The organism is Pseudomonas sp. S3_A03 (genome assembly GCF_054668275.1).
The window spans coordinates 5,633,157-5,650,584 of record NZ_CP162753.1; the positions used below are offsets into that span (position 1 = coordinate 5,633,157).

Annotated in this window: 19 protein-coding genes and 3 pseudogenes; 14 read left to right on the top strand and 8 right to left on the bottom strand. The window is 62.4% G+C overall.

Annotation, left to right across the window (positions count from 1 at the left end; genetic code table 11):
* The first annotated feature begins 50 nt into the window (after positions 1 to 50).
* The 4 genes and pseudogenes from AB4O25_RS25975 (at position 51) to AB4O25_RS25990 (ending at position 3,235) form a co-directional block, all read left to right on the top strand.
* Positions 51 to 650, top strand: a complete 600-nt coding sequence (locus AB4O25_RS25975) for a class I SAM-dependent methyltransferase (protein ID WP_017526692.1) — start codon at positions 51 to 53, stop codon at positions 648 to 650.
* Between the two features lie 122 nt (positions 651 to 772).
* Complete coding sequence (rnd, locus tag AB4O25_RS25980) at positions 773 to 1,906, top strand: ribonuclease D (protein WP_017526691.1); 1,134 nt, start codon at positions 773 to 775, stop codon at positions 1,904 to 1,906.
* A pseudogene (locus AB4O25_RS25985) lies at positions 1,903 to 2,195 on the top strand (YcgL domain-containing protein). Before rnd ends, AB4O25_RS25985 begins: the two are co-directional and overlap by 4 nt.
* Positions 2,196 to 2,302: 107 nt before the next feature.
* Positions 2,303 to 3,235: a D-2-hydroxyacid dehydrogenase gene (locus AB4O25_RS25990; RefSeq protein WP_065877067.1), complete on the top strand. Its 933-nt coding sequence runs from the start codon at positions 2,303 to 2,305 to the stop codon at positions 3,233 to 3,235.
* A 26-nt stretch (positions 3,236 to 3,261) separates the two neighbouring features.
* Here the strand turns inward: AB4O25_RS25990 and AB4O25_RS25995 are convergent, their stop codons facing one another.
* The gene (locus AB4O25_RS25995) at positions 3,262 to 3,855 is read right to left on the bottom strand and encodes a nitroreductase family protein (protein WP_065877066.1); all 594 of its coding nucleotides are present in this window, start codon (positions 3,853 to 3,855) and stop codon (positions 3,262 to 3,264) included.
* Between the two features lie 153 nt (positions 3,856 to 4,008).
* Here AB4O25_RS25995 and AB4O25_RS26000 point away from each other — a divergent pair, with 153 nt between their 5' ends.
* Together AB4O25_RS26000 and AB4O25_RS26005 are read left to right on the top strand one after the other, a co-directional pair.
* A complete protein-coding gene (locus AB4O25_RS26000; protein ID WP_016971382.1) occupies positions 4,009 to 4,458 on the top strand; it encodes a YcgN family cysteine cluster protein in 450 nt (149 codons plus the stop codon).
* A gap of 13 nt (positions 4,459 to 4,471) precedes the next feature.
* Positions 4,472 to 5,691: pseudogene (locus tag AB4O25_RS26005) on the top strand (hypothetical protein).
* Between the two features lie 144 nt (positions 5,692 to 5,835).
* Here AB4O25_RS26005 and AB4O25_RS26010 read toward each other — a convergent pair.
* From AB4O25_RS26010 to AB4O25_RS26020, 3 genes are all read right to left on the bottom strand, one after another.
* Positions 5,836 to 6,186, bottom strand: a complete 351-nt coding sequence (locus AB4O25_RS26010; RefSeq protein WP_017526686.1) for a YgaP family membrane protein — start codon at positions 6,184 to 6,186, stop codon at positions 5,836 to 5,838.
* Between the two features lie 67 nt (positions 6,187 to 6,253).
* Positions 6,254 to 6,721: an RNA methyltransferase gene (locus tag AB4O25_RS26015; RefSeq protein ID WP_017526685.1), complete on the bottom strand. Its 468-nt coding sequence runs from the start codon at positions 6,719 to 6,721 to the stop codon at positions 6,254 to 6,256.
* Positions 6,722 to 6,881: 160 nt separating this feature from the next.
* Positions 6,882 to 7,256, bottom strand: a complete 375-nt coding sequence (locus tag AB4O25_RS26020) for a YajD family HNH nuclease (protein ID WP_003210675.1) — start codon at positions 7,254 to 7,256, stop codon at positions 6,882 to 6,884.
* A 101-nt stretch (positions 7,257 to 7,357) separates the two neighbouring features.
* On the opposite strand from AB4O25_RS26020, the gene AB4O25_RS26025 reads away from it, so the two are divergent.
* A complete protein-coding gene (locus AB4O25_RS26025) occupies positions 7,358 to 8,278 on the top strand; it encodes a ParB/Srx family N-terminal domain-containing protein (protein WP_460150150.1) in 921 nt (306 codons plus the stop codon).
* Between the two features lie 57 nt (positions 8,279 to 8,335).
* Here AB4O25_RS26025 and AB4O25_RS26030 read toward each other — a convergent pair.
* Positions 8,336 to 9,021 (bottom strand): annotated as a pseudogene (locus AB4O25_RS26030) (spermidine synthase).
* Positions 9,022 to 9,099: 78 nt separating this feature from the next.
* Between AB4O25_RS26030 and AB4O25_RS26035 the strand changes: the two are divergent.
* Positions 9,100 to 9,378, top strand: a complete 279-nt coding sequence (locus AB4O25_RS26035) for a hypothetical protein (protein ID WP_026067166.1) — start codon at positions 9,100 to 9,102, stop codon at positions 9,376 to 9,378.
* On the opposite strand, the gene AB4O25_RS26040 is transcribed toward AB4O25_RS26035, so the two are convergent.
* On the bottom strand, positions 9,375 to 9,860 hold the full coding sequence (locus AB4O25_RS26040) for a cyclic nucleotide-binding domain-containing protein (RefSeq protein ID WP_065877064.1): 486 nt from the start codon (positions 9,858 to 9,860) through the stop codon (positions 9,375 to 9,377). The two genes, AB4O25_RS26035 and AB4O25_RS26040, sit on opposite strands and share 4 nt — an antisense overlap.
* 68 nt (positions 9,861 to 9,928) lie before the next feature.
* A complete protein-coding gene (locus tag AB4O25_RS26045; protein ID WP_460150151.1) occupies positions 9,929 to 11,971 on the bottom strand; it encodes a S9 family peptidase in 2,043 nt (680 codons plus the stop codon).
* A gap of 24 nt (positions 11,972 to 11,995) precedes the next feature.
* Here AB4O25_RS26045 and AB4O25_RS26050 point away from each other — a divergent pair, with 24 nt between their 5' ends.
* The 3 genes from AB4O25_RS26050 to AB4O25_RS26060 are packed head-to-tail and all read left to right on the top strand — an operon-like array spanning position 11,996 to position 13,878.
* Entirely contained in the window at positions 11,996 to 12,526 is a 531-nt protein-coding gene (locus AB4O25_RS26050; RefSeq protein ID WP_017526679.1) for a hypothetical protein, read from the top strand.
* A 21-nt stretch (positions 12,527 to 12,547) separates the two neighbouring features.
* Positions 12,548 to 13,324 (top strand): class II glutamine amidotransferase, encoded by a 777-nt coding sequence (locus AB4O25_RS26055; protein WP_003172536.1) that lies wholly within the window; start codon positions 12,548 to 12,550, stop codon positions 13,322 to 13,324.
* A gap of 11 nt (positions 13,325 to 13,335) precedes the next feature.
* Complete coding sequence (locus tag AB4O25_RS26060) at positions 13,336 to 13,878, top strand: DUF2937 family protein (RefSeq protein ID WP_017526678.1); 543 nt, start codon at positions 13,336 to 13,338, stop codon at positions 13,876 to 13,878.
* Positions 13,879 to 13,927: 49 nt separating this feature from the next.
* Here the strand turns inward: AB4O25_RS26060 and AB4O25_RS26065 are convergent, their stop codons facing one another.
* Complete coding sequence (locus AB4O25_RS26065) at positions 13,928 to 14,857, bottom strand: LysR family transcriptional regulator (RefSeq protein WP_065877061.1); 930 nt, start codon at positions 14,855 to 14,857, stop codon at positions 13,928 to 13,930.
* Between the two features lie 230 nt (positions 14,858 to 15,087).
* On the opposite strand from AB4O25_RS26065, the gene AB4O25_RS26070 reads away from it, so the two are divergent.
* Genes AB4O25_RS26070 through AB4O25_RS26080 form a run of 3 tightly spaced genes read left to right on the top strand, consistent with a single transcriptional unit; the run spans position 15,088 to position 17,386 of the window.
* Positions 15,088 to 15,774, top strand: coding sequence for a 5-oxoprolinase subunit PxpA (locus AB4O25_RS26070; RefSeq protein ID WP_460150152.1), 687 nt, complete (start codon positions 15,088 to 15,090; stop codon positions 15,772 to 15,774).
* Positions 15,771 to 16,475, top strand: coding sequence for a 5-oxoprolinase subunit B family protein (locus tag AB4O25_RS26075; RefSeq protein WP_065877060.1), 705 nt, complete (start codon positions 15,771 to 15,773; stop codon positions 16,473 to 16,475). The genes AB4O25_RS26070 and AB4O25_RS26075 overlap by 4 nt, the downstream gene beginning before the upstream one ends.
* On the top strand, positions 16,472 to 17,386 hold the full coding sequence (locus AB4O25_RS26080) for a 5-oxoprolinase subunit C family protein (RefSeq protein WP_068934956.1): 915 nt from the start codon (positions 16,472 to 16,474) through the stop codon (positions 17,384 to 17,386). The genes AB4O25_RS26075 and AB4O25_RS26080 overlap by 4 nt, the downstream gene beginning before the upstream one ends.
* The last annotated feature ends 42 nt before the right edge of the window (positions 17,387 to 17,428 follow it).

Genomic DNA, 17,428 nt, shown 5'->3' on the forward strand with positions numbered 1-17,428 from the left:
AAGCTGCGAATCAAGGTCGTTCACTCCCGTTTAACCCTTATGAGCCGATGATGTCGCCACAACCTCCCTCCTCGATCGAGATCGAATACGCCGAACGCTGTGACCGCGAACACGCCAGGGCCTGCGGCGACACGCGCCCGCCTGGGCTACGCCGCCGCCTGGCGTCGTGGCGCGACGAGTGGTTGGTACGCCAGGCGCTCAAAGTGGCCGGCGAACCGGGGCTGATCCTCGACCTGGCCTGCGGCGCGGGGCGGTTCTGGCCGGTGTTGGCCGAGCACGTCAACCGGGTGATCCTGGCGTCGGACAACTCCCAGGCCATGCTCGATCACGCCTGTACCCATCACCCGGCGGCATTGCTCAAGCGGATCAAGACCTTTCAGGGCTCGGCGTTTTCCATTGGTCTGTCGGCGAATGCGGTGGATTGCATCTTCTGCCTGGAGTTGTTTCGTCATGTGCCCAGCAGTGAAGGGCGACTGGCGTTGCTGCGCGAGTTTCACCGGGTCAGCCGCGACACGGTGATTGTCTCCGTCAACTCGCGTACGGCGGTGGACGATGAGTTTCGCCAGGCCGGCTTCAAAGTCCTGAATTACCAGGAATTCATTCCGGGCTCCGCGCTGTGGCGTGTCTACGTGCTGCGTAAGAAAGGATAACCATCCCCTGTAGGGCTATTCTTCGTCTCCTGTCTGAGTTTTCATGGTTGCCTGTGCACTGTGGATGCTCGCAAGTCCCTTTCGCGATATATACTGCGCGCCATTCTTCAAGGGAGAGCCGTGTGGCCATCGATATTCACTGGATCTGCGACAACGATAGCCTCGGCCAGCACTGCGCCGAATGGCAGCAGTTGCCATTCGTCGCCCTCGACACCGAATTCATGCGGGTCGACACCTTTTATCCCATTGCCGGGTTGATCCAGATCGGCGATGGCGCACGCGCTTACCTGATCGATCCCCTGACCATTGACAACTGGCAACCCTTGGCCGCGCTGCTGGAAAACCCAGCGGTGATCAAGGTGGTGCACGCCTGCAGCGAAGACCTCGAAGTCTTGCTGCGTCTGACCGGCAGCCTGCCGGTGCCGTTGTTCGACACCCAATTGGCGGCGGCTTACCTGAACCTCGGCTTTTCCATGGGCTATTCGCGCCTGGTGCAAGCCGTGCTCGACATCGAACTGCCCAAGGGTGAGACGCGTTCGGACTGGTTGCAGCGGCCATTGTCCGAGACGCAAATCAGCTACGCCGCCGAAGACGCGGTGCATTTGGCCGAGGTCTACATTCGCCTGCGCCCGCAGCTGTCCGACGACAAATACGCCTGGGTGCTGGAGGACGGTGCCGAACTGGTGGCCAACCTGCGCCGCGAAGTCGACCCGTACGAGGTGTACCGCGACGCCAAGCTGGCCTGGAAACTGTCCCGCGCTCAACTTGCCGTGCTGCGAGAGCTGTGCGCCTGGCGCGAGCAGCAAGCCCGCGCCCGCGACCTGCCGCGCAACCGAATCGTTCGCGAGCACTCGTTGTGGCCCCTGGCCAAGTCCCAGCCGGACAACCTCGCCGCACTGGGCAAGATCGAAGACATGCACCCGCGCACCGTGCGCCAGGATGGCCAGTTCCTGCTGGACTTGATCAAACGTGCCGGCAGCCTGCCCATGGACCAATGGCCGCCCGCCGTGGCTGAACCGCTGCCGGTGGATGCCGCCGCGCTGATCAAGCAACTGCGTGCCCTGGGCCAAACGTTCGCCGAGCGCCTGGACATGGCGCCGGAACTGATGCTGCGCAAGAAAACCCTCGAAGCCCTGGTTAAAAGTGGCTACCCCGATGGGCCTTACCAATTGCCAGACTCGCTGCGTGGCTGGCGCCGCGAGTTGATGGGCCAGGCGCTGCTCGACAGCCTGGCCACTGCCGGAGAACAGCCTTGAAACGTATCTGCTCCATCTATCGCAGCTTGAAAAAGACGGCATGTACCTCTACGTGCTCAAAAGCGATGCCCTCGAGCGCGTGCCCGAGCCCTTGATGGCCGCCTTCGGCAAGCCGCACCACGCGTTCGACATGGTGCTGACGCCCGAGCGCAAGCTGTCGCGCGAAGACATCGCCGTGGTCCTGGAAAACCTCGACACGCAGGGCTACCACCTGCAAATGCCGCCGGCCGAGGACGAGTACATCGAACACTTGCCCGAAGAGCTGCTGCGTCGCAACGACCCGATGTGATCGACCGGTGCTCTGTCCTGGGCACCTGCTTCAATGAAATCGTATTAGTGGGCGGTGGCCGTAAGGATGCGGGCGGCCGTCTGCACTGTTTTTGAAAGGTTTGAACCATGCGCGTTCTGATTGCTGAACAGGATCACCCGCTCTACGCACAATTGCTCAACGACGTGGCGCCGGACCTTGAGGTGCTCACCAGCGGCGACTCGGCCGAACTGTCGCGCCTGGCCGCCGATTGCCCGGTGTGGCTGGGCCAGCCGGACCTGTTGGCAACGCTGTTGCGCCAGGGCCATCGTCCGCAATGGCTGCAATCGACCTGGGCTGGCATTACGCCGCTGCTGGCCGAAGGCTTGCCGCGCGATTATCGCCTGACCCGCGCGGTCGGCATTTTTGGCCAGGTCATGGCCGAATTTGTCCTCACCTACATGCTGGGCCATGAGCGCGAAGTGCTGGCGCGGTTGGTCAGCCAGGTCGAACGCAAGTGGGACAACCGCACGGGCCAGAGCCTGGCGGGGCGCAAGGTGTTGATCGTCGGCACGGGCGATATCGGCCAGAGCGTCGCCGAGTTCCTCGTACCCTTTGGCGTGAAGCTGTACGGCATCGCCAGTACCGCGCGCGAGCAAGCACCCTTTATCGAAGTGGCCGGGCTCGAACAACTGGGCCGGCTGGTAGGGGAGGTGGACTACGTGATCAACCTGCTGCCCAACACGCCTAATACCCACGATGTGTATAACGCCGCGCTGTTCAAGCAGTTCAAGCCGACGGGCTTGCTCATCAACGTGGGCCGTGGTGTGGCGGTGGTCGATGCCGACCTGGTCGAGGCATTGAAAGAAGGGCACCTGGCCGGCGCGGTGATCGACGTGTGCCGCCAGGAACCGCTGCCGCAGCGCCACCCGTTCTGGACCGCCTGGGGCCTGTTGTTGACCGGGCACAGTTCCGCGCCGACGTCGCCGCCGATGATGGTCGAGTTGTTTTTACAGAACCTGCGTGCCTACCGGACCAAGGAAACGCTGCGCGGGGAAGTTGATTTCGCACGGGGTTACTGACACGACGCAATACCAATGTGGGAGGCCTACAGGCTGAAGTCACCTTCGCAAACCAGCTCGCTCAACGGCTTGCGCGGGCTTGGCGCTTCACGATCTTGCAGGTACTCCGGCAAGGTCGACTTGTCTCCCAGCTTGCCAATCGCCACGGCGGCATGCAGTGCATAACCGTCTGGAATCTTCAGCTCCTTGCGCGTCAGGTCCTGATCGAAGCCGGCCATGCCGTGGGTGTGCCAGCCGCTGAGGCTGGCTTGCAGCGCCAGGTGCCCCCAGGCCGAGCCGGTGTCGAAGGTATGCCACAGCGCCGGGGTTTCTTCGGTGGCGCCCGGAGCGATGAAGTCGGTTTTCGAGGCGATGATCACCAGGGCCGACGCATGCTGCGCCCAGCCGCGGTTGAATTCATTGAGCAGGCCCAGGAAACGCGCCCAGTCTGCCGTGTCGCGGCGCGCATAGAGGAAACGCCATGGCTGCGAGTTATAGGCCGACGGCGCCCAGCGTGCGGCTTCGAAGAAACTCAGCAGGGTGTCTTTCGGGATGCTCTCGCCGGTGAACGCGCGCGGCGACCAGCGGTCGGTGAATTGAGTGTGGATCGAGTGGTCGGCAACACGTGGATTGGCGCTCATGGGCGGCTCCTGAAGGACGATTCGGCGTTCCAAGCTACTGCGCGCCCACTGGGCTGACAAGTCTTGTAACGCCGCCAGTCGTAAGCACTTGGTTCCGAAGGCCTTGGGTACTAGACTGGCGACCTTTTCACCTACCGATACTGATGTAGAACCATGGCCGCCAAAGTCGAACCTTTCTGGATACGCAAAACCCTCGAACACCTCGATCAGGAGGAGTGGGAGTCGTTGTGCGACGGCTGTGGCCTGTGCTGCCTGCAGAAACTTGAGGATGAAGAGGACAACAGCGTCTATTACACGCGAATCGCCTGCAAACTCCTTGACCTGAAAACCTGCCAGTGCACCGACTACCCCAACCGGCGCGCCTCGGTCCCCGACTGTATCCAGCTCACCCCAGGCCAGGCCGACCAGTTCAAATGGCTGCCGCCCACCTGCGGCTACCGTCTGGTCAGCGAGCGCAAGGACCTGCCGCTGTGGCACCACCTGGTCTGCGGTGACCGCGACGCCGTGCACCACGAACGCATTTCCCAGTCCGGGCGCATGCTCAGTGAAGGCAGCGTGCCCGAAGACGACTGGGAGGATTACCTGATCTTCCGCGCGGGCTGAACAAGGAGTGTGTATGAAGCTGGGAACCCGGCTGGCGGCAGGCCTGGTGCTGCTGGTGCTGAGCGCTCCGGCCTGGTGCGCCAACAAAGTCGACCTGGACTATCACGTCAAGCTGCTGCCCCAGAGCGATCAGGCGCAGGTGCGTGTGAGCCTGGCCCAGGGCTCGGCGGTGCGCAGCCTGGACTTCGACCTTGGCCGCGACGGTCGCTACAGCGATTTCAAGGCCGACGGCCGGTGGCAGGTCACGGGCAGCCGCGGCGTGTGGCAGCCCAGCGCCGACAAGGCCAGCCTCAGCTACCGCGTACGCCTGACCCAGGCGCTCAAGCCGGGCAGCTATGAAGCGCGTATCACCCCGGGCTGGGCGCTGTTTCGCGGCGAAGACCTGGTGCCTGGCGCGCGGCTGGACCAGCAGGACGGCGTCGAGTTGGTCGCGCGGCTGGTGTTCGAACTGCCGGCCGGCTGGAAAAGCATCGAAACCGCCTGGCCGCGCATCGGCAAAAACAAGTTCCGTATCGACAACGTGTCCCGCCTGTTCGACCGCCCCACCGGCTGGATGCTCGCCGGCACGCTCGGCAGCCGCCGCGTGCGCCTGGGCGAAACCGAAGTCACCGTGGCGTCGCCCAAGGGCCAGGCCATGCATCGCATGGATGTGCTGACGTTGCTGACGTTCGTCTGGCCGCAGGTGGAAGCCGTGTTCCCGCGCCATCCGGGCAAACTATTGGTGGTGGGGGCGAGTGACCCGATGCGCCGTGGCGCATTTGCGGCGCATGACTCGATTTACCTCAACAGCCGCACGCCGTTGGTCAGCGAAAACGGCAGCAGCCCGTTGATGCGTGAAGTGGTGCAAGCCATTGGCCGTTTCAACGACCACGACACCAGTGACTGGATCAGCGAAGGATTGGCGCAGTACTACGCCATCGATCTGCTGCGGCGTGCCGGCGGCATCACCGATGAGCGCTATAAAGCGATACAGGTGCGCTTGGCCAGGAAGGCCAGGACGTGACCACCCTGCGCGGCGAACACGTCAGCGGCGCGACGGTGTCACGGGCGGTGTTGGTGATGCAGGAGCTGGACCGCGAGATTCGCGTGAAAACCCATAACAAGCGCTCGCTGGACGATTTGGCGCAGGCGGTGATGCGGGCCGATAGCGTCAATACCCAAGGCTTCGTTCAATTGGCCGAGAGCATCCTGGGCGAATCGTCGGTGGTGCTCGATTCCAAACTCCTGCGCTGATTCGTAGCCCTGCACAAAACGAAATGTGGGAGGGGGCTTGCTCCCGATAGCGGTGGTTCAGTCACTGATGTATTGACTGACACACTGCTATCGGGAGCAAGCCCCCCTCCCACATTGGAATCTCCAATAGTCTGGAGGCCGAGGTCAGCCGGTGGTCTTCACCGCTTTTTCAGCCGCCACTTCCGCCTTGGTCTTCAAGTTTTTCAACTCTTCACCCGCGCGCTCAATCTTGGTACGCACGCTGTTCATTTCCTGGCGACCCTGCTCCAGCTTATCCTTGAGCGAGCTGTGCCCGGTAAAACCACGGGCCAGCGCCACGCCGCCGATCGCCACTTGGATCAAACCGAAAATCCCGCCACGCCGCAGGCCTTTGCCCACCATCATCACGCCACCGGCCACCGAGCCGATGCGCTCCCAGCCATGCACGTTTTGCGTGGGTGGGGACTGAAGTGGCGCGGGTTCGATGATAGGTCGCACGGTTTTGCTGTCGCTCATAATCTGTCTCCAACAAGGGCAAGTGTAAGTAGCTGACTGTCGGCGAGAGCCGGATGTTCCCGAAAACTCAGTACTTGGGGCCCGAGCGGGTGTTATTGCCCTTGGCCATGCGGTCGTAGAGCACCACATTGACGGTGGCGGCGAGGTTCATGCAGCCGGTAGTGGGGATGTACACCACGTCTTCGCACCAGTCGCGAATCTCTTTATCCAGCGAGCCGTCTTCCGGGCCGAAGATATACAGCGCACGGTCGGGGTGGGTGTACTCGGGCAGCGGGCGGGCGCCTTCAACCAGCTCCACCGCAACCGGGATGCAGCCCAGGGGCAGGATTTTTTTCAGGTCATCGATACCGATCAGCGGAATGTCGTGGTGGACCTTCTTGGTGTCGGTGATGAAGTCTCGGGCGCGCTCGTAGCGCACGCCGGTGTAGAACACCGAGGCCACGCCGTAGCAGCCGGCGGCACGCATGACCGAACCGACGTTTTCGGGAGATTTGGGGTTATACAGGCCGATGCAGCTGTAGCGTTTATTGCCCACGGGGGAAGGTGCCTTGGAGAAAAGCGGCGATTATACGGCCTGAAGGTGATGTATTGCTTGGGCCACCGCTCTCGGGAGCCAGCCCCTTCCCACCGTTTGAACGTATTCACCCATCAACGTGTGGAGGGGGCTGGCTCCCGATGAGGCCGCAAGGGCCTCTTCAGTCGTCTTTCTTCATCAACCCGGCCAACGCCGCAAACGGGTTGTGCGTGGCCTTGGCAATGGTCGGGCTGCTGGTGGAGCCTTCGCCGAAGTACTGTTGGTCGGTGTAGCGCGAATGTTCGTTGTCGTGACAATACAGGCACAGCAATTCCCAGTTGGAGCCGTCCTGGGGGTTGTCATCATGGTTGTGGTTACGGTGGTGAACGGTGAGTTCGCTCAGGCGTTTACCGGCGAATTCACGGGCGCAACGGCCACATACGTGGGGGTACATCTTCAGGGCTTTGTCGCGATAGCCCATTTCCCGGTCGCGCTGGGCATCGGCGAGGATGCGGTCCAGCTTGGCGGTGTGGGAGGGCGGGTTGGTCGAGCTCATCATGGCTCCTGGCTGTCTGGTGGGTCACGGATAAGCTTGATTCTAGCCGCCGGCGCGCGTTTGTAGTATCAGTTCATTCAATTCATCAGGAGCTGAACCCTATGCGCCGGTACACCTGGATACTTGCACTGCTACTCGGCGCCCTGGCGGCTCAGGCCCAGGCGTTGTCGACGCCCAGGCCCGGGCAGGTGATCGAGGTCGCCCTTGAGCAACTGCACCCGACCCAGGCCGTGGTCGGGTTCGACCAGATCTATTACAGCCTCGGGTTGTTTGCCGACAAACCTACCAAAGCCTTCGATGAATACTGCGAGACCAACGGTCAGGGCGAGGCCGACAAGGTGCCCAAGAACGCCAAGCTGCTCCAGCCCACCAGCTTCACCTGCAAAGACCCGGTAGGCGCGCACCCCGAGGACATGAAAACCGTGGTTGTCGGCCCCGGAGGCCAGTTGTACCTGACCGACGGTCATCACAGTTTCACCACATTATGGGAAGCCCCCGGTGGTGGCCCGCAGCTGAAAATGTGGGTCAAGGTCACCGACGATTTCAGCAACAGCCCGGACCTCGCCACCTTCTGGCAACGCATGGAAGCGGCCCGCAAGGTTTGGCTCAAGAACAATCAGGGGCAACCCCTGCACCCCGGGCAACTGCCGGCGCACCTGGGGTTCAAGAACTTGCAGGACGACACCTTTCGCAGCCTGGTGTATTTCACCCGCAAGGCTGCCTACGGCAAGCCGGACGCGGGGGAGGTCGCACCGGAATTTCTGGAGTTCTATTGGGGCAACTGGCTGCGCACGCAAATGGATCTGGGCCAGTACGACCTGAACAAAAAAAGCGGCTACAGGGACGCTATCGAAGCGGTGGCCAAACGCATGGTCAGCCTGGCACCGGGCGCACAGGTCGGGAACAGCGGCTTCACCGCCCAGCAACTGGGCGGCATGACCCAGCTGGACCGCGATGAACTGGAAAAGACCTTCGATAAGAAAATCCCGTACGTGATCGACTACCGCAATTCCCATAACTGACCAGGGATCAACAATGTGGAAGGGGGCTGGCTCCCACATTGATCTTCAGTGTTGTGCTCAGCCCTTGAGCTTTTCCGCAATCCAGATGGTGTGCCGGGTGCCTTTGTTGCCATGGGCGAACACCTGCACTTCCTCGGCCTTGAAGCCGGCCTTGCGCAGTTTTTCGCTGAACAGCCTGTCGGCGCTGGCCGACCACACCGCCAGTACGCCCTTGGGGCGCAGGGCCTTGGCGCAGGCGGCCAGGCCACCGGCGGAGTAGAGCCAGCTGTTGGCTTTTTGCGTGAGGCCTTCGGGGCCGTTGTCGACGTCGAGCATGATCGCATCAAAGCCCTGAGGCTCGGCTTGCAGCACCTTGGCTACGTCTTCCAGGCGGATCACCGTGCGCGGGTCGAGCAACGGGCGCCCGGATTTTTCCCCAGTGGGCCACGGTTCCACTCCACGACGCCGGGCACCAGTTCGGCCACCACCACTTCGGCGGTCTTGCCCAAATGCTTGAGCGCCGACGCCAGGGTAAAGCCCATGCCCAAGCCACCGATCAGCACCCGTGAAGCCGGGCGGCCAGCGACCTTGCGGCAGGGGATTTCGGCCAGCGCGTCTTCGGAACCGTGCATGCGCGTGTTCATCAGTTGGCCGCCATCACCGCCCTGGATCTTGATGACAAAATCCTCACCGTATTCGAACAGGCACAAGGCACCGCCGTTGTCGGGGATCGGGGTGGTGTCCAGCAGAACGAAACGTTTCATGGAAATCTCATTGGGAAGGGCATTCTTGCGCGGTTGGGAGTAGCCTTACGACATTCCGGTCAGGCCATGGAGCCATCGATGAAGTGCAGCATTCTAACGGTCATTGTGTTGAGCGCGCTCGCCTGCGGTGGGGTACGGGCTCAGGAGTTGCAAACCGTACCGGTCGCACCCGCGCCAACCCCCGGTGCGCCGGGCACGCCGACACCGACGCTGTACCCGCAAGTCACCCCGCCGGCACTGCCCAAGACCAACGGCTCGCCGCCCTTGACGCCTATTGTGCTGCCCGCGCCGCCGAAGGACCAGACCGTGCCTGGCCTGCAGCAGAACGACAGCAAGCCGAAGACGCCCGGCGGTTAAAACTGTTGATTGAGTAATTGGCCATCCGCCATGCGCAGGCGCTTGGACAAGGCAATCGCAATCGCCCGGATGATCTTGGCGGCAATCCTGGGCGCTTCGTTGAGCATCTTTTCCAGGGAGTCCTTGCCCAGGTTCAGCAGCACGCAGTCACTGGCGGCCACGCAACTGGCGGAACGTCGCTCGCCGTCGAGTACCGCCATTTCACCGAAGGCCCGGCCACTGCGCAGGGTGGCGATGGTCAGGCGTTGCCCGTCATGGTTGGTTTTTTGCACCGCCACCTGGCCGCTGTGGATGATGCACATGAAGGTGCCGGCATCGCCTTCGAGGAAAATCGCTTCATCGCGGGCTATGGTGCTGATGTTGAAGTAGCCGGCGGCGATGTGGAAATCTTCCGGCAACAGAGGGTCAAACAGGCCGCAATCCATGAGCATTTCGCGGATTTCTGTTTGTAGGGAAGAACTCATCAAAGTCGGTAGTGCCATGGCTGCAATCTTGATCCATCAATCCGTGGGCGGTCCTGTGTTCAGACAAAACCGCCGCCCTTAGTTCCTTAAACCAGCCCCAGCGCCTTGAACACAAATGCATATTCGAGCGCTACGTCACGTAATCCCTGGTAACGACCGCTCATCCCCCCGTGGCCGGCACCGAGTTCGGTCTTGAGCAACAGCAGGTTGTCGTCCGTCTTGGTGTCACGCAGCTTGGCCACCCATTTGGCCGCTTCCCAGTACTGCACGCGGCTGTCGTTGTAGCCGGCGATCACCAGCAGGTGCGGGTAGGCCTGGGGCCGGACGTTTTCGTACGGCGCATAGGCCTTGATGCGTTCATACACCTCGGGCTCTTCGGGGTTGCCCCATTCGTCGTACTCGGTGATGGTCAGCGGCAGTTCCGGGTCGAGCATGGTGTTGAGCACATCGACAAACGGCACTTCGGCAATCGCCGCCTGGAACAGCTCAGGGCGCTGGTTGAGCACCGCGCCGATCAACAAGCCACCGGCACTGCCGCCACTGATCGCCAACTGTTTGGAGGTGGTCAGGCCGTTGTTGATCAGGTGTTCGGCGCAGGCGATAAAGTCGCTGAAGGTGTTCTGCTTGTGGGCCTGCTTACCGTTGCGGTACCAGGCTTCACCCAACTCGCCGCCGCCGCGCACGTGGGCGATGGCAAACGCCACGCCACGGTCGAGCAGGCTCAGGCGTGCGTGGGAAAACCATGGGTCGAGGCTCGAGCCGTAGGCGCCGTAGCCGTACAGGTACAGCGGCGCGGCTTTACCGAGCTGGTCGCGCTTGACCACCAGGCTGATCGGCACCTGGGTGCCATCGGCGGAAGTGGCCCACAGGCGTTGGCTTACGTAATCGTCGGCGTTGAACACGCCCAGCACCGGAGTTTCCTTGAGCACCTGTTGCGCGCCGCTGGCCAGCTCCAATTGACGCACCTGGGCCGGGCGGTTGAGGGCCTCGTAACGCAGGCGAATCTTGTCGCTGGCGAACTCCAGGCTGTTCTGTACGTAAAGGCTGTAGGCGGCGTCGGGCAATTCCACGCGATACGCCGGCACGCCCTGCGGGTGCACTTCGATCACCGGCAGGCCACCGATGCGCAGGCTCAGGGTCATGGCACCGGTATTGAGGCTCACACCGTCGAGCATCACGTCATCGCTGTGGGGGATCAGGTTTTGCCACTCAGCCTCGGTGGGCACGTCGCCAATGTCGGTGGCCACGAACAGCGCGTAGTTGATGCCGTCCCGGTTGCTGCGGATAAACCAGGTCCAGGCACCATTGAGTTGGCCGTGGTCGACATCGTATTCGTGGTCCTCGACCCGAGGCGCCAGGCAGGTAAAGGCCAGGTGCGGCTGGTCGGCGTCCAACGCCCAGACTTCGCTGGTGGTCTTGCTGCCCAGGGTCAGCAGCAACTGGCGTTCGGAGCTGGAACGGTAGCAATGCAGGAAGAAACGTCCGTCGGGCTCGTGGAACACTTCCTGCGCCGCCGTGCCGTCCAGGCGATAGCGGTAGAGTTTGTGCGGGCGGTGGGTGTCGTCCAGTTCGCCGAAGAACAGGGTCAGGCTGTCATTGGCCCAGGTCATGCTGCCGTCGCAGTCCTGAAACTCCAGTTCGCTGATCTTGCCGTTGGCCAATTCCTTCACAAACAGGGTGTAGATCTCGTCACCGCTGGTGTCGAGGCTGTAGGCCAGGCGCTGGTGGTCGGGGCTGATGCTGAACGCGCCGAGGGAGAAGAAGCCGCCGTTGGCCAGTTCGTTCGGGTCCAGTAGCAGCTCTTCGCTGCGCTCGTCCACCTGGTTGCTGTCGTCGGCCGGGCGGCGGCAGCGGTAGTGGCGGGCGTACTCGTCGCCAGCGGTGGTGCGCGTGTAATACAGGTACGGCCCCCATGGCGAGGGCAGCGACAGGTCGGTTTCGAGGATGCGGCCCTTGATCTCTTCGAACAGGCTTTCACGCAATGCGGCCTGATCGGCGAGTTGGGCGTCCTGCCAGGCGTTTTCGGCCTTGAGGTAATCGAGTACTTCGCGGTTGTCACGCTCTTGCAGCCAGGCGTACGGGTCTTGGCCTGGGGCCTTGCGGGCGATCGGGGCGGTCGATATAGGCATGGATCACTCTCTGTCTGGCGGACGGTGGCAGGCATTGCAGCCGCCACACGCAAAAGCCGTTATCATAGCCGCCTGTTTGCCTACCTTGCCATGGACACCATGACCGAGAACGACTATCTGACCGCGTGGGGCCTTTACGCCTTTGCCGCTTTGGGCTGCCTGTTGGTGTGGTGGCGCATGACCCGCTGGATCTGGCGCTGGCTGCGCGAGCCGCTGCAATTGCTGATGGCGGTGCTGTTGTTCAGCCCGACCATCGTCGACCCGGTCAAGACCCAGTTTGCACCGGCCGTGGCCATCACCGCCCTGGACCTGGTGCTCAAGGTCGGCAACAACGCCTGGCGGGCGATTTCCGATTTGTTCATGTACACGATGATCGCCTTTGGCGTGTATCTCATCATTGTCTTGATCCGCTGGCCCATCGAGCGCGCGGCCAATGCGCGCCGTGAGCGCAAGGCCGCTACGGATGCCGCCCTGGCCGCCGAGCCGCACGAGGATGACGACGAGCCATTCCGTCGCCCGGCGCCGGGCGGCATGCGGGTCGAACCGCGCCTTTAACGTTGCAGCGAGAGCCCTGGCATGTGTGAATTATTGGGCATGAGTGCCAACGTCCCCACCGATATCGTGTTCAGCTTTACCGGGCTGATGCAGCGCGGCGGGCGCACCGGCCCCCACCGCGACGGTTGGGGCATCGCCTTCTATGAGGGGCGCGGCCTGCGTCTGTTCCAGGACCCGGCCGCCAGCAGTGAGTCTGAAGTCGCGCTGCTGGTGCAGCGTTACCCGATCAAGAGTGAAGTGGTCATTGGCCATATTCGCCAGGCCAACGTGGGCAAGGTGAGCCTGGCCAACACCCACCCCTTCGTGCGCGAACTGTGGGGGCGCAACTGGTGTTTTGCGCATAACGGCCAACTGGCGGATTTCAGCCCGCGAGCCACCTTTTACCGGCCGGTGGGCGATACCGACAGCGAAGCGGCCTTCTGCGATTTGCTCAACCGTGTGCGCGAAGCCTTCCCGGAGCCTGTGGACATCGAGCAAATGCTGCCCGACCTGATCGCGGCCTGTGCCGAATACCGCAGCAAAGGCGTATTCAATTGCCTGCTCAGCGATGGCGACTGGCTGTTCTGCTACTGCTCGACCAAATTGGCCCAGATCACCCGCCGCGCCCCGTTTGGCCCGGCGCGCTTGAAGGATGTCGACGTGATCGTTGATTTTCAGGCCGAAACCACCCCCAATGACGTGGTGACGGTGATCGCCACCGAGCCGTTGACCGACAATGAAAACTGGACCCGCTACGAACCGGGCCAATGGAGCTTGTGGCGACGCGGTGAATGCGTCAGCCAGGGCATTACCGAGTAAGGATATCGACCATGCTGCTCAGCTATCTGCGGTTGGTGCTGTTTGCCATTGGCCTGTTGGTCGGGGTGCAAGTGCCGGGGTTTATCAACGACTACGCCAAGCGCGTCGAAGCTCACCTGATCGAAGCCCAAACCGGCTTGCGCGGGTTTGAATCCACCGCGCAGCAGTTTTTCAAGGGCGACTTGCACGCGTTGGTGGCGCACTACCGCGCCAGCGATGACCCGGTGTTCCAGAGCGACGCCAACAGCCTGGGCGCCATGCTCGATCGCCAGGTGGCATTGGACAAGCAATTCCAGGCCATGCAAGGCCCGTGGTACATCCGCGCGCTGCAAGTGGCGGTGGCGGCCGACCCGGATATCCGCCTGGAAACCTGGAACGGCTACAGCTACCAGATTCTGCTGACGCCAGAGGCGATGGGTTGGGGCCTGGGCGGGGCGATGTTGTTGTCGTTCGGGTTGGAATGCCTGTTCCGCCTGATCGATTGGATCGTGCTGGGCGGCAAGCGCATGCGCCAGAGCCGGCCGATCGAAGAGCGTGACCTCAAAGGCCTCTAAAGACCCAACTCGGTCAAACTGTGGGAGGGGCAAGCTCCCTCCCACATTTTTAATCGTGTTTCGTCAGGGCAGGCAGCACCATCCGCTCTTCGCCGACTTCCTCGGCATACCGCGCCACCGCCTTCTGACACAACCCCACAATCTCCTCCACCAGCTCCACGCCCACGCGCCACGACACTACCACCTGCAAGTGCGGCAAGCGCTGCGCCAGCGGCAACACCACCAATTCCCCGCGCGCCAGTTCTTCGCTGACCAGCACCGGCGGCAATGCGCCAATTCCAAACCCGTCGCGCAGCAAGCGCGTGATCGCCGACACCGAATTCACGCAGTTCATGCGCGGCGCGGCCACGCCGTTGGCCTGCATCAGGCTCAGTACATCCTGGTGCGGGTGGGAGTTTTTCGAGTAGGTGATGATGCGCTCCTGGGCCAGTTCGGCGAGGGACGCGTAGTCGCGGTTATAGATCGACCGGCTGGCGACGATCCAGGCCATGGGATGGCTGCACAGCTCCAGGCTGCGCACGGTTTCGAGTCGCAGCAGGTCGGTTTGCAGGATCAGGTCGAGGAAGCCTTTTTGCAGCTGATCGCTGAGGTTGAGCGCGGTATCGGCGACCAATTCGATTTCCACCAGCGGGAAATGCTCCATCAGTTCCGCCACGAACGGGCTCAGCCACGTGTGGATGACGGTGTCCATCGCGCCGATGCGAATCCGCCCGACCTTGCTGCTGGTGGTTTCCAGGGACTGTTTCAAACCCTGCATGGTCACCATCATCTGCTCGGCGTAATCGAGCACCTTCACACCGTCCGGGGTCAGGCTCACACCGCGCGAATCACGCAGAAACAGCTTCACGCCCAGCTCGCTTTCCAGCACTGCGATGCGGCTGGAAATCGAAGCCTGGGTGGTGAACAGCTTTTCGGCGGTCAGGCGAAAGCTCTTGAGCCTGGCCACCCAGACGAAGGTTTCGAGGAACTTCAAATTCATGGGATCAACTTTTTCTTATGCATGGATCGGTTTTTATTAGTTGGACGCCGTTGCCGGCCAGCGCCAAAATCGAGCCATTCCACGATAAGCGTGGTTGGGTTTCAGGACAACAGCGTTGCGGGATCTTGGTAAAAGATCCCACACTACAAAAAAACAAAGCCTACAGGAGCGACCAGCGTGAGCCGCCTTTACTCAATTGCGACATCGGCGAGAGCTTTGGCAACTGGACCATGGGTCTGGACGCCGAAGTCATGCCGTTCATCGATTGCGCCAACGTGGCGTGCGGCTTCCACGCCGGTGACCCGAGCATCATGCGCAAGACCGTCAGCCTGGCACTCAAGCATGGCGTCCAAGTCGGCGCGCACACGGCGTATCAAGACCTGCAAGGCTTCGGTCGGCGCTCCATGCAGTACACACCCCAGGAAATCCAGGACCTGTTGCACTATCAGATCGGCGCGCTTGACGGTATTTGCCGGGCGCAGGGTGGTCGGGTCAGCTACGTAAAGCCCCACGGCGCGATGTACAACGACATGATGGCCAACCCCGTGCAGTTGCGCGCGGTGATCCAGGCCGTCGCCGCCTATGGCGAGTTGCCGCTGATGCTGCTGGCCACCCGTGACAACAGCGCCGCCCAAGCCTTGGGCGACGAGTACGGCGTGACCCTGTGGTTCGAGGCGTTCGCTGACCGCGCCTATCACAACAACGGCCAGTTGGTGTCCCGGCAGTTGCCGGGCGCGGTGCATCACGATTCCGACACCATCGTGCAACAGGCCCTGACCCTCTCCCGTGGCCAACCGCTCACCGCCAGTGACGGCAGCCCTTTGGTCTTGCAGGCCAACACCTTGTGTGTACACGGCGACAATGCCAGTTCCGTCGCGGCGGTGAAGCGTATCCGCGAGGCGTTGAAGCCAGCATGAAGCCACGCATTGAAGTGGTAGCCATCGACTGCCTGATGGTGCGTCTGTTTAACGTGATCGCCGAAGCCAACATGCCGTGGATGCTCGCCGCCACCCAGCGCCTGCGCAGCGGGTTCGGCGCGGCGCTGGTGGATCTGGTGCCGTCGTACACCACCTTGATGGTGCATTACGACCTCACCGCGTTGAACCCGGCCCAGGCACGCGAACTGATCGACCAGGCCCTGACCGACCTGCAAGCCCAGGCCCAGGGCAGCGGCCAGTGCCATGTGCTGCCGGTGTGGTACGACCTGAGCGTCGGCCCTGAGCTGAGCTTGCTCAGCCAACGCAGCGGCCTGGCGGTAAGCGAGGTAGTCCGTCGCCACAGCGCTCACCAATACCAGGTGTTCGCCCTCGGTTTCGCTCCCGGTTTCGCCTTTATGGGCCTGGTGGACGAGATCCTCGCCGCGCCGCGCCTCAACACCCCGCGCAAGCGCGTGGCCGCCGGCAGCGTTGGGATTGCCGAACGGCAGACCGCGGCATACCCGGTGGTCTCCCCCGGTGGCTGGAACCTGATCGGCCGCACCCCGGCCAAACTGTTCGACCGCGAGCGTGACGGTTATAGCCTGATGCAACCCGGTGACACGGTGCGTTTTGAACCCGTCGAGCGTGCCGAATTCATCAACTTGGGTGGCGATGACACACCGTTGGAGGCGCAACCATGAGCCGCTTGATCATCGAGGCCAGCACGCCGTTGTGCCTACTGCAGGACGCCGGCCGCTTTGGCGTGCGCCACCTGGGCGTGACCCAGGGCGGCGCGCTGGATTGGGTGTCGATGTCCTGGGCCAACTGGCTGCTGGGCAATGCATTGGATGCGCCGGTGGTGGAAATCACCTTGGGCGGGTTTACCGTGCAGGCCGAGGATTATTGCCTGCTGGCCCTGGCCGGAGCGGATCTGGGCGCGTACATCGACGAGCGCGCCATCAGCCCTGGACGCAGTTTTATCTTGCAAAAGGGCCAGCGTCTGCGCTTTACCCAGCCATTCAGCGGCGCGCGGGCATACCTGGCGGCGCCGGGTGGGTTCCAGGCGCCGGCTGTGCTGGGCAGTTGCGCCACGGTAGTGCGCGAGGAATTGGGCGGCCTGGACGGTTTTGGCAAAGCCTTGGGCGAAGGCGGGCGGTTGGCTTATTCGGGCACAGGCGGGGCGATGAAAATGCTCAGCGAGCCCGCCTTGCCCGCTAAAGCAGCGCTGCAGGTAATCGTCGGCGCGCAAATTGGCCAGTTCAGTGGGCAAAGCCTGTTTGATGCGTTCAACACCGACTGGGCCTTGGACAGCCGCGCCGACCGCATGGGCATGCGCTTGCTGGGTACGCCATTGCAGTACCAGGGGCCGTCGTTGATTTCCGAAGGGATCCCGCTTGGCGCGATCCAGGTACCGCCCGATGGGCAGCCGATTGTTTTGCTCAATGATCGGCAAACCATTGGCGGGTACCCGCGTCTGGGCGCGTTGACGCCTTTATCGCTGGCGCGACTGGCGCAATGTTTGCCGGGGGAAAAGGTGAGGTTGGCGCCGGTGGTGCAGGAGACGGCGCATCGGCAGCACATCGAATTTCTGCAGCGGCTGAGCACCGCCTGAAAAACACCGAGGTCCAAATGTGGGAGGGGCCCCCTCCCACAT

Bases quoted from the DNA above. Each gene is read 5' to 3' on its own strand.
- AB4O25_RS25975 (WP_017526692.1), top strand. From the start codon at position 51: ATGTCGCCACAACCTCCCTCCTCGATCGAGATCGAATACGCCGAACGC.
- AB4O25_RS25990 (WP_065877067.1), top strand. From the start codon at position 2,303: ATGCGCGTTCTGATTGCTGAACAGGATCACCCGCTCTACGCACAATTG.
- AB4O25_RS25995 (WP_065877066.1), bottom strand. From the start codon at position 3,855: ATGAGCGCCAATCCACGTGTTGCCGACCACTCGATCCACACTCAATTC.
- AB4O25_RS26000 (WP_016971382.1), top strand. From the start codon at position 4,009: ATGGCCGCCAAAGTCGAACCTTTCTGGATACGCAAAACCCTCGAACAC.
- AB4O25_RS26010 (WP_017526686.1), bottom strand. From the start codon at position 6,186: ATGAGCGACAGCAAAACCGTGCGACCTATCATCGAACCCGCGCCACTT.
- AB4O25_RS26020 (WP_003210675.1), bottom strand. From the start codon at position 7,256: ATGAGCTCGACCAACCCGCCCTCCCACACCGCCAAGCTGGACCGCATC.
- AB4O25_RS26025 (WP_460150150.1), top strand. From the start codon at position 7,358: ATGCGCCGGTACACCTGGATACTTGCACTGCTACTCGGCGCCCTGGCG.
- AB4O25_RS26035 (WP_026067166.1), top strand. From the start codon at position 9,100: ATGAAGTGCAGCATTCTAACGGTCATTGTGTTGAGCGCGCTCGCCTGC.
- AB4O25_RS26040 (WP_065877064.1), bottom strand. From the start codon at position 9,860: ATGGCACTACCGACTTTGATGAGTTCTTCCCTACAAACAGAAATCCGC.
- AB4O25_RS26045 (WP_460150151.1), bottom strand. From the start codon at position 11,971: ATGCCTATATCGACCGCCCCGATCGCCCGCAAGGCCCCAGGCCAAGAC.
- AB4O25_RS26055 (WP_003172536.1), top strand. From the start codon at position 12,548: ATGTGTGAATTATTGGGCATGAGTGCCAACGTCCCCACCGATATCGTG.
- AB4O25_RS26060 (WP_017526678.1), top strand. From the start codon at position 13,336: ATGCTGCTCAGCTATCTGCGGTTGGTGCTGTTTGCCATTGGCCTGTTG.
- AB4O25_RS26065 (WP_065877061.1), bottom strand. From the start codon at position 14,857: ATGAATTTGAAGTTCCTCGAAACCTTCGTCTGGGTGGCCAGGCTCAAG.
- AB4O25_RS26070 (WP_460150152.1), top strand. From the start codon at position 15,088: ATGGGTCTGGACGCCGAAGTCATGCCGTTCATCGATTGCGCCAACGTG.
- AB4O25_RS26075 (WP_065877060.1), top strand. From the start codon at position 15,771: ATGAAGCCACGCATTGAAGTGGTAGCCATCGACTGCCTGATGGTGCGT.
- AB4O25_RS26080 (WP_068934956.1), top strand. From the start codon at position 16,472: ATGAGCCGCTTGATCATCGAGGCCAGCACGCCGTTGTGCCTACTGCAG.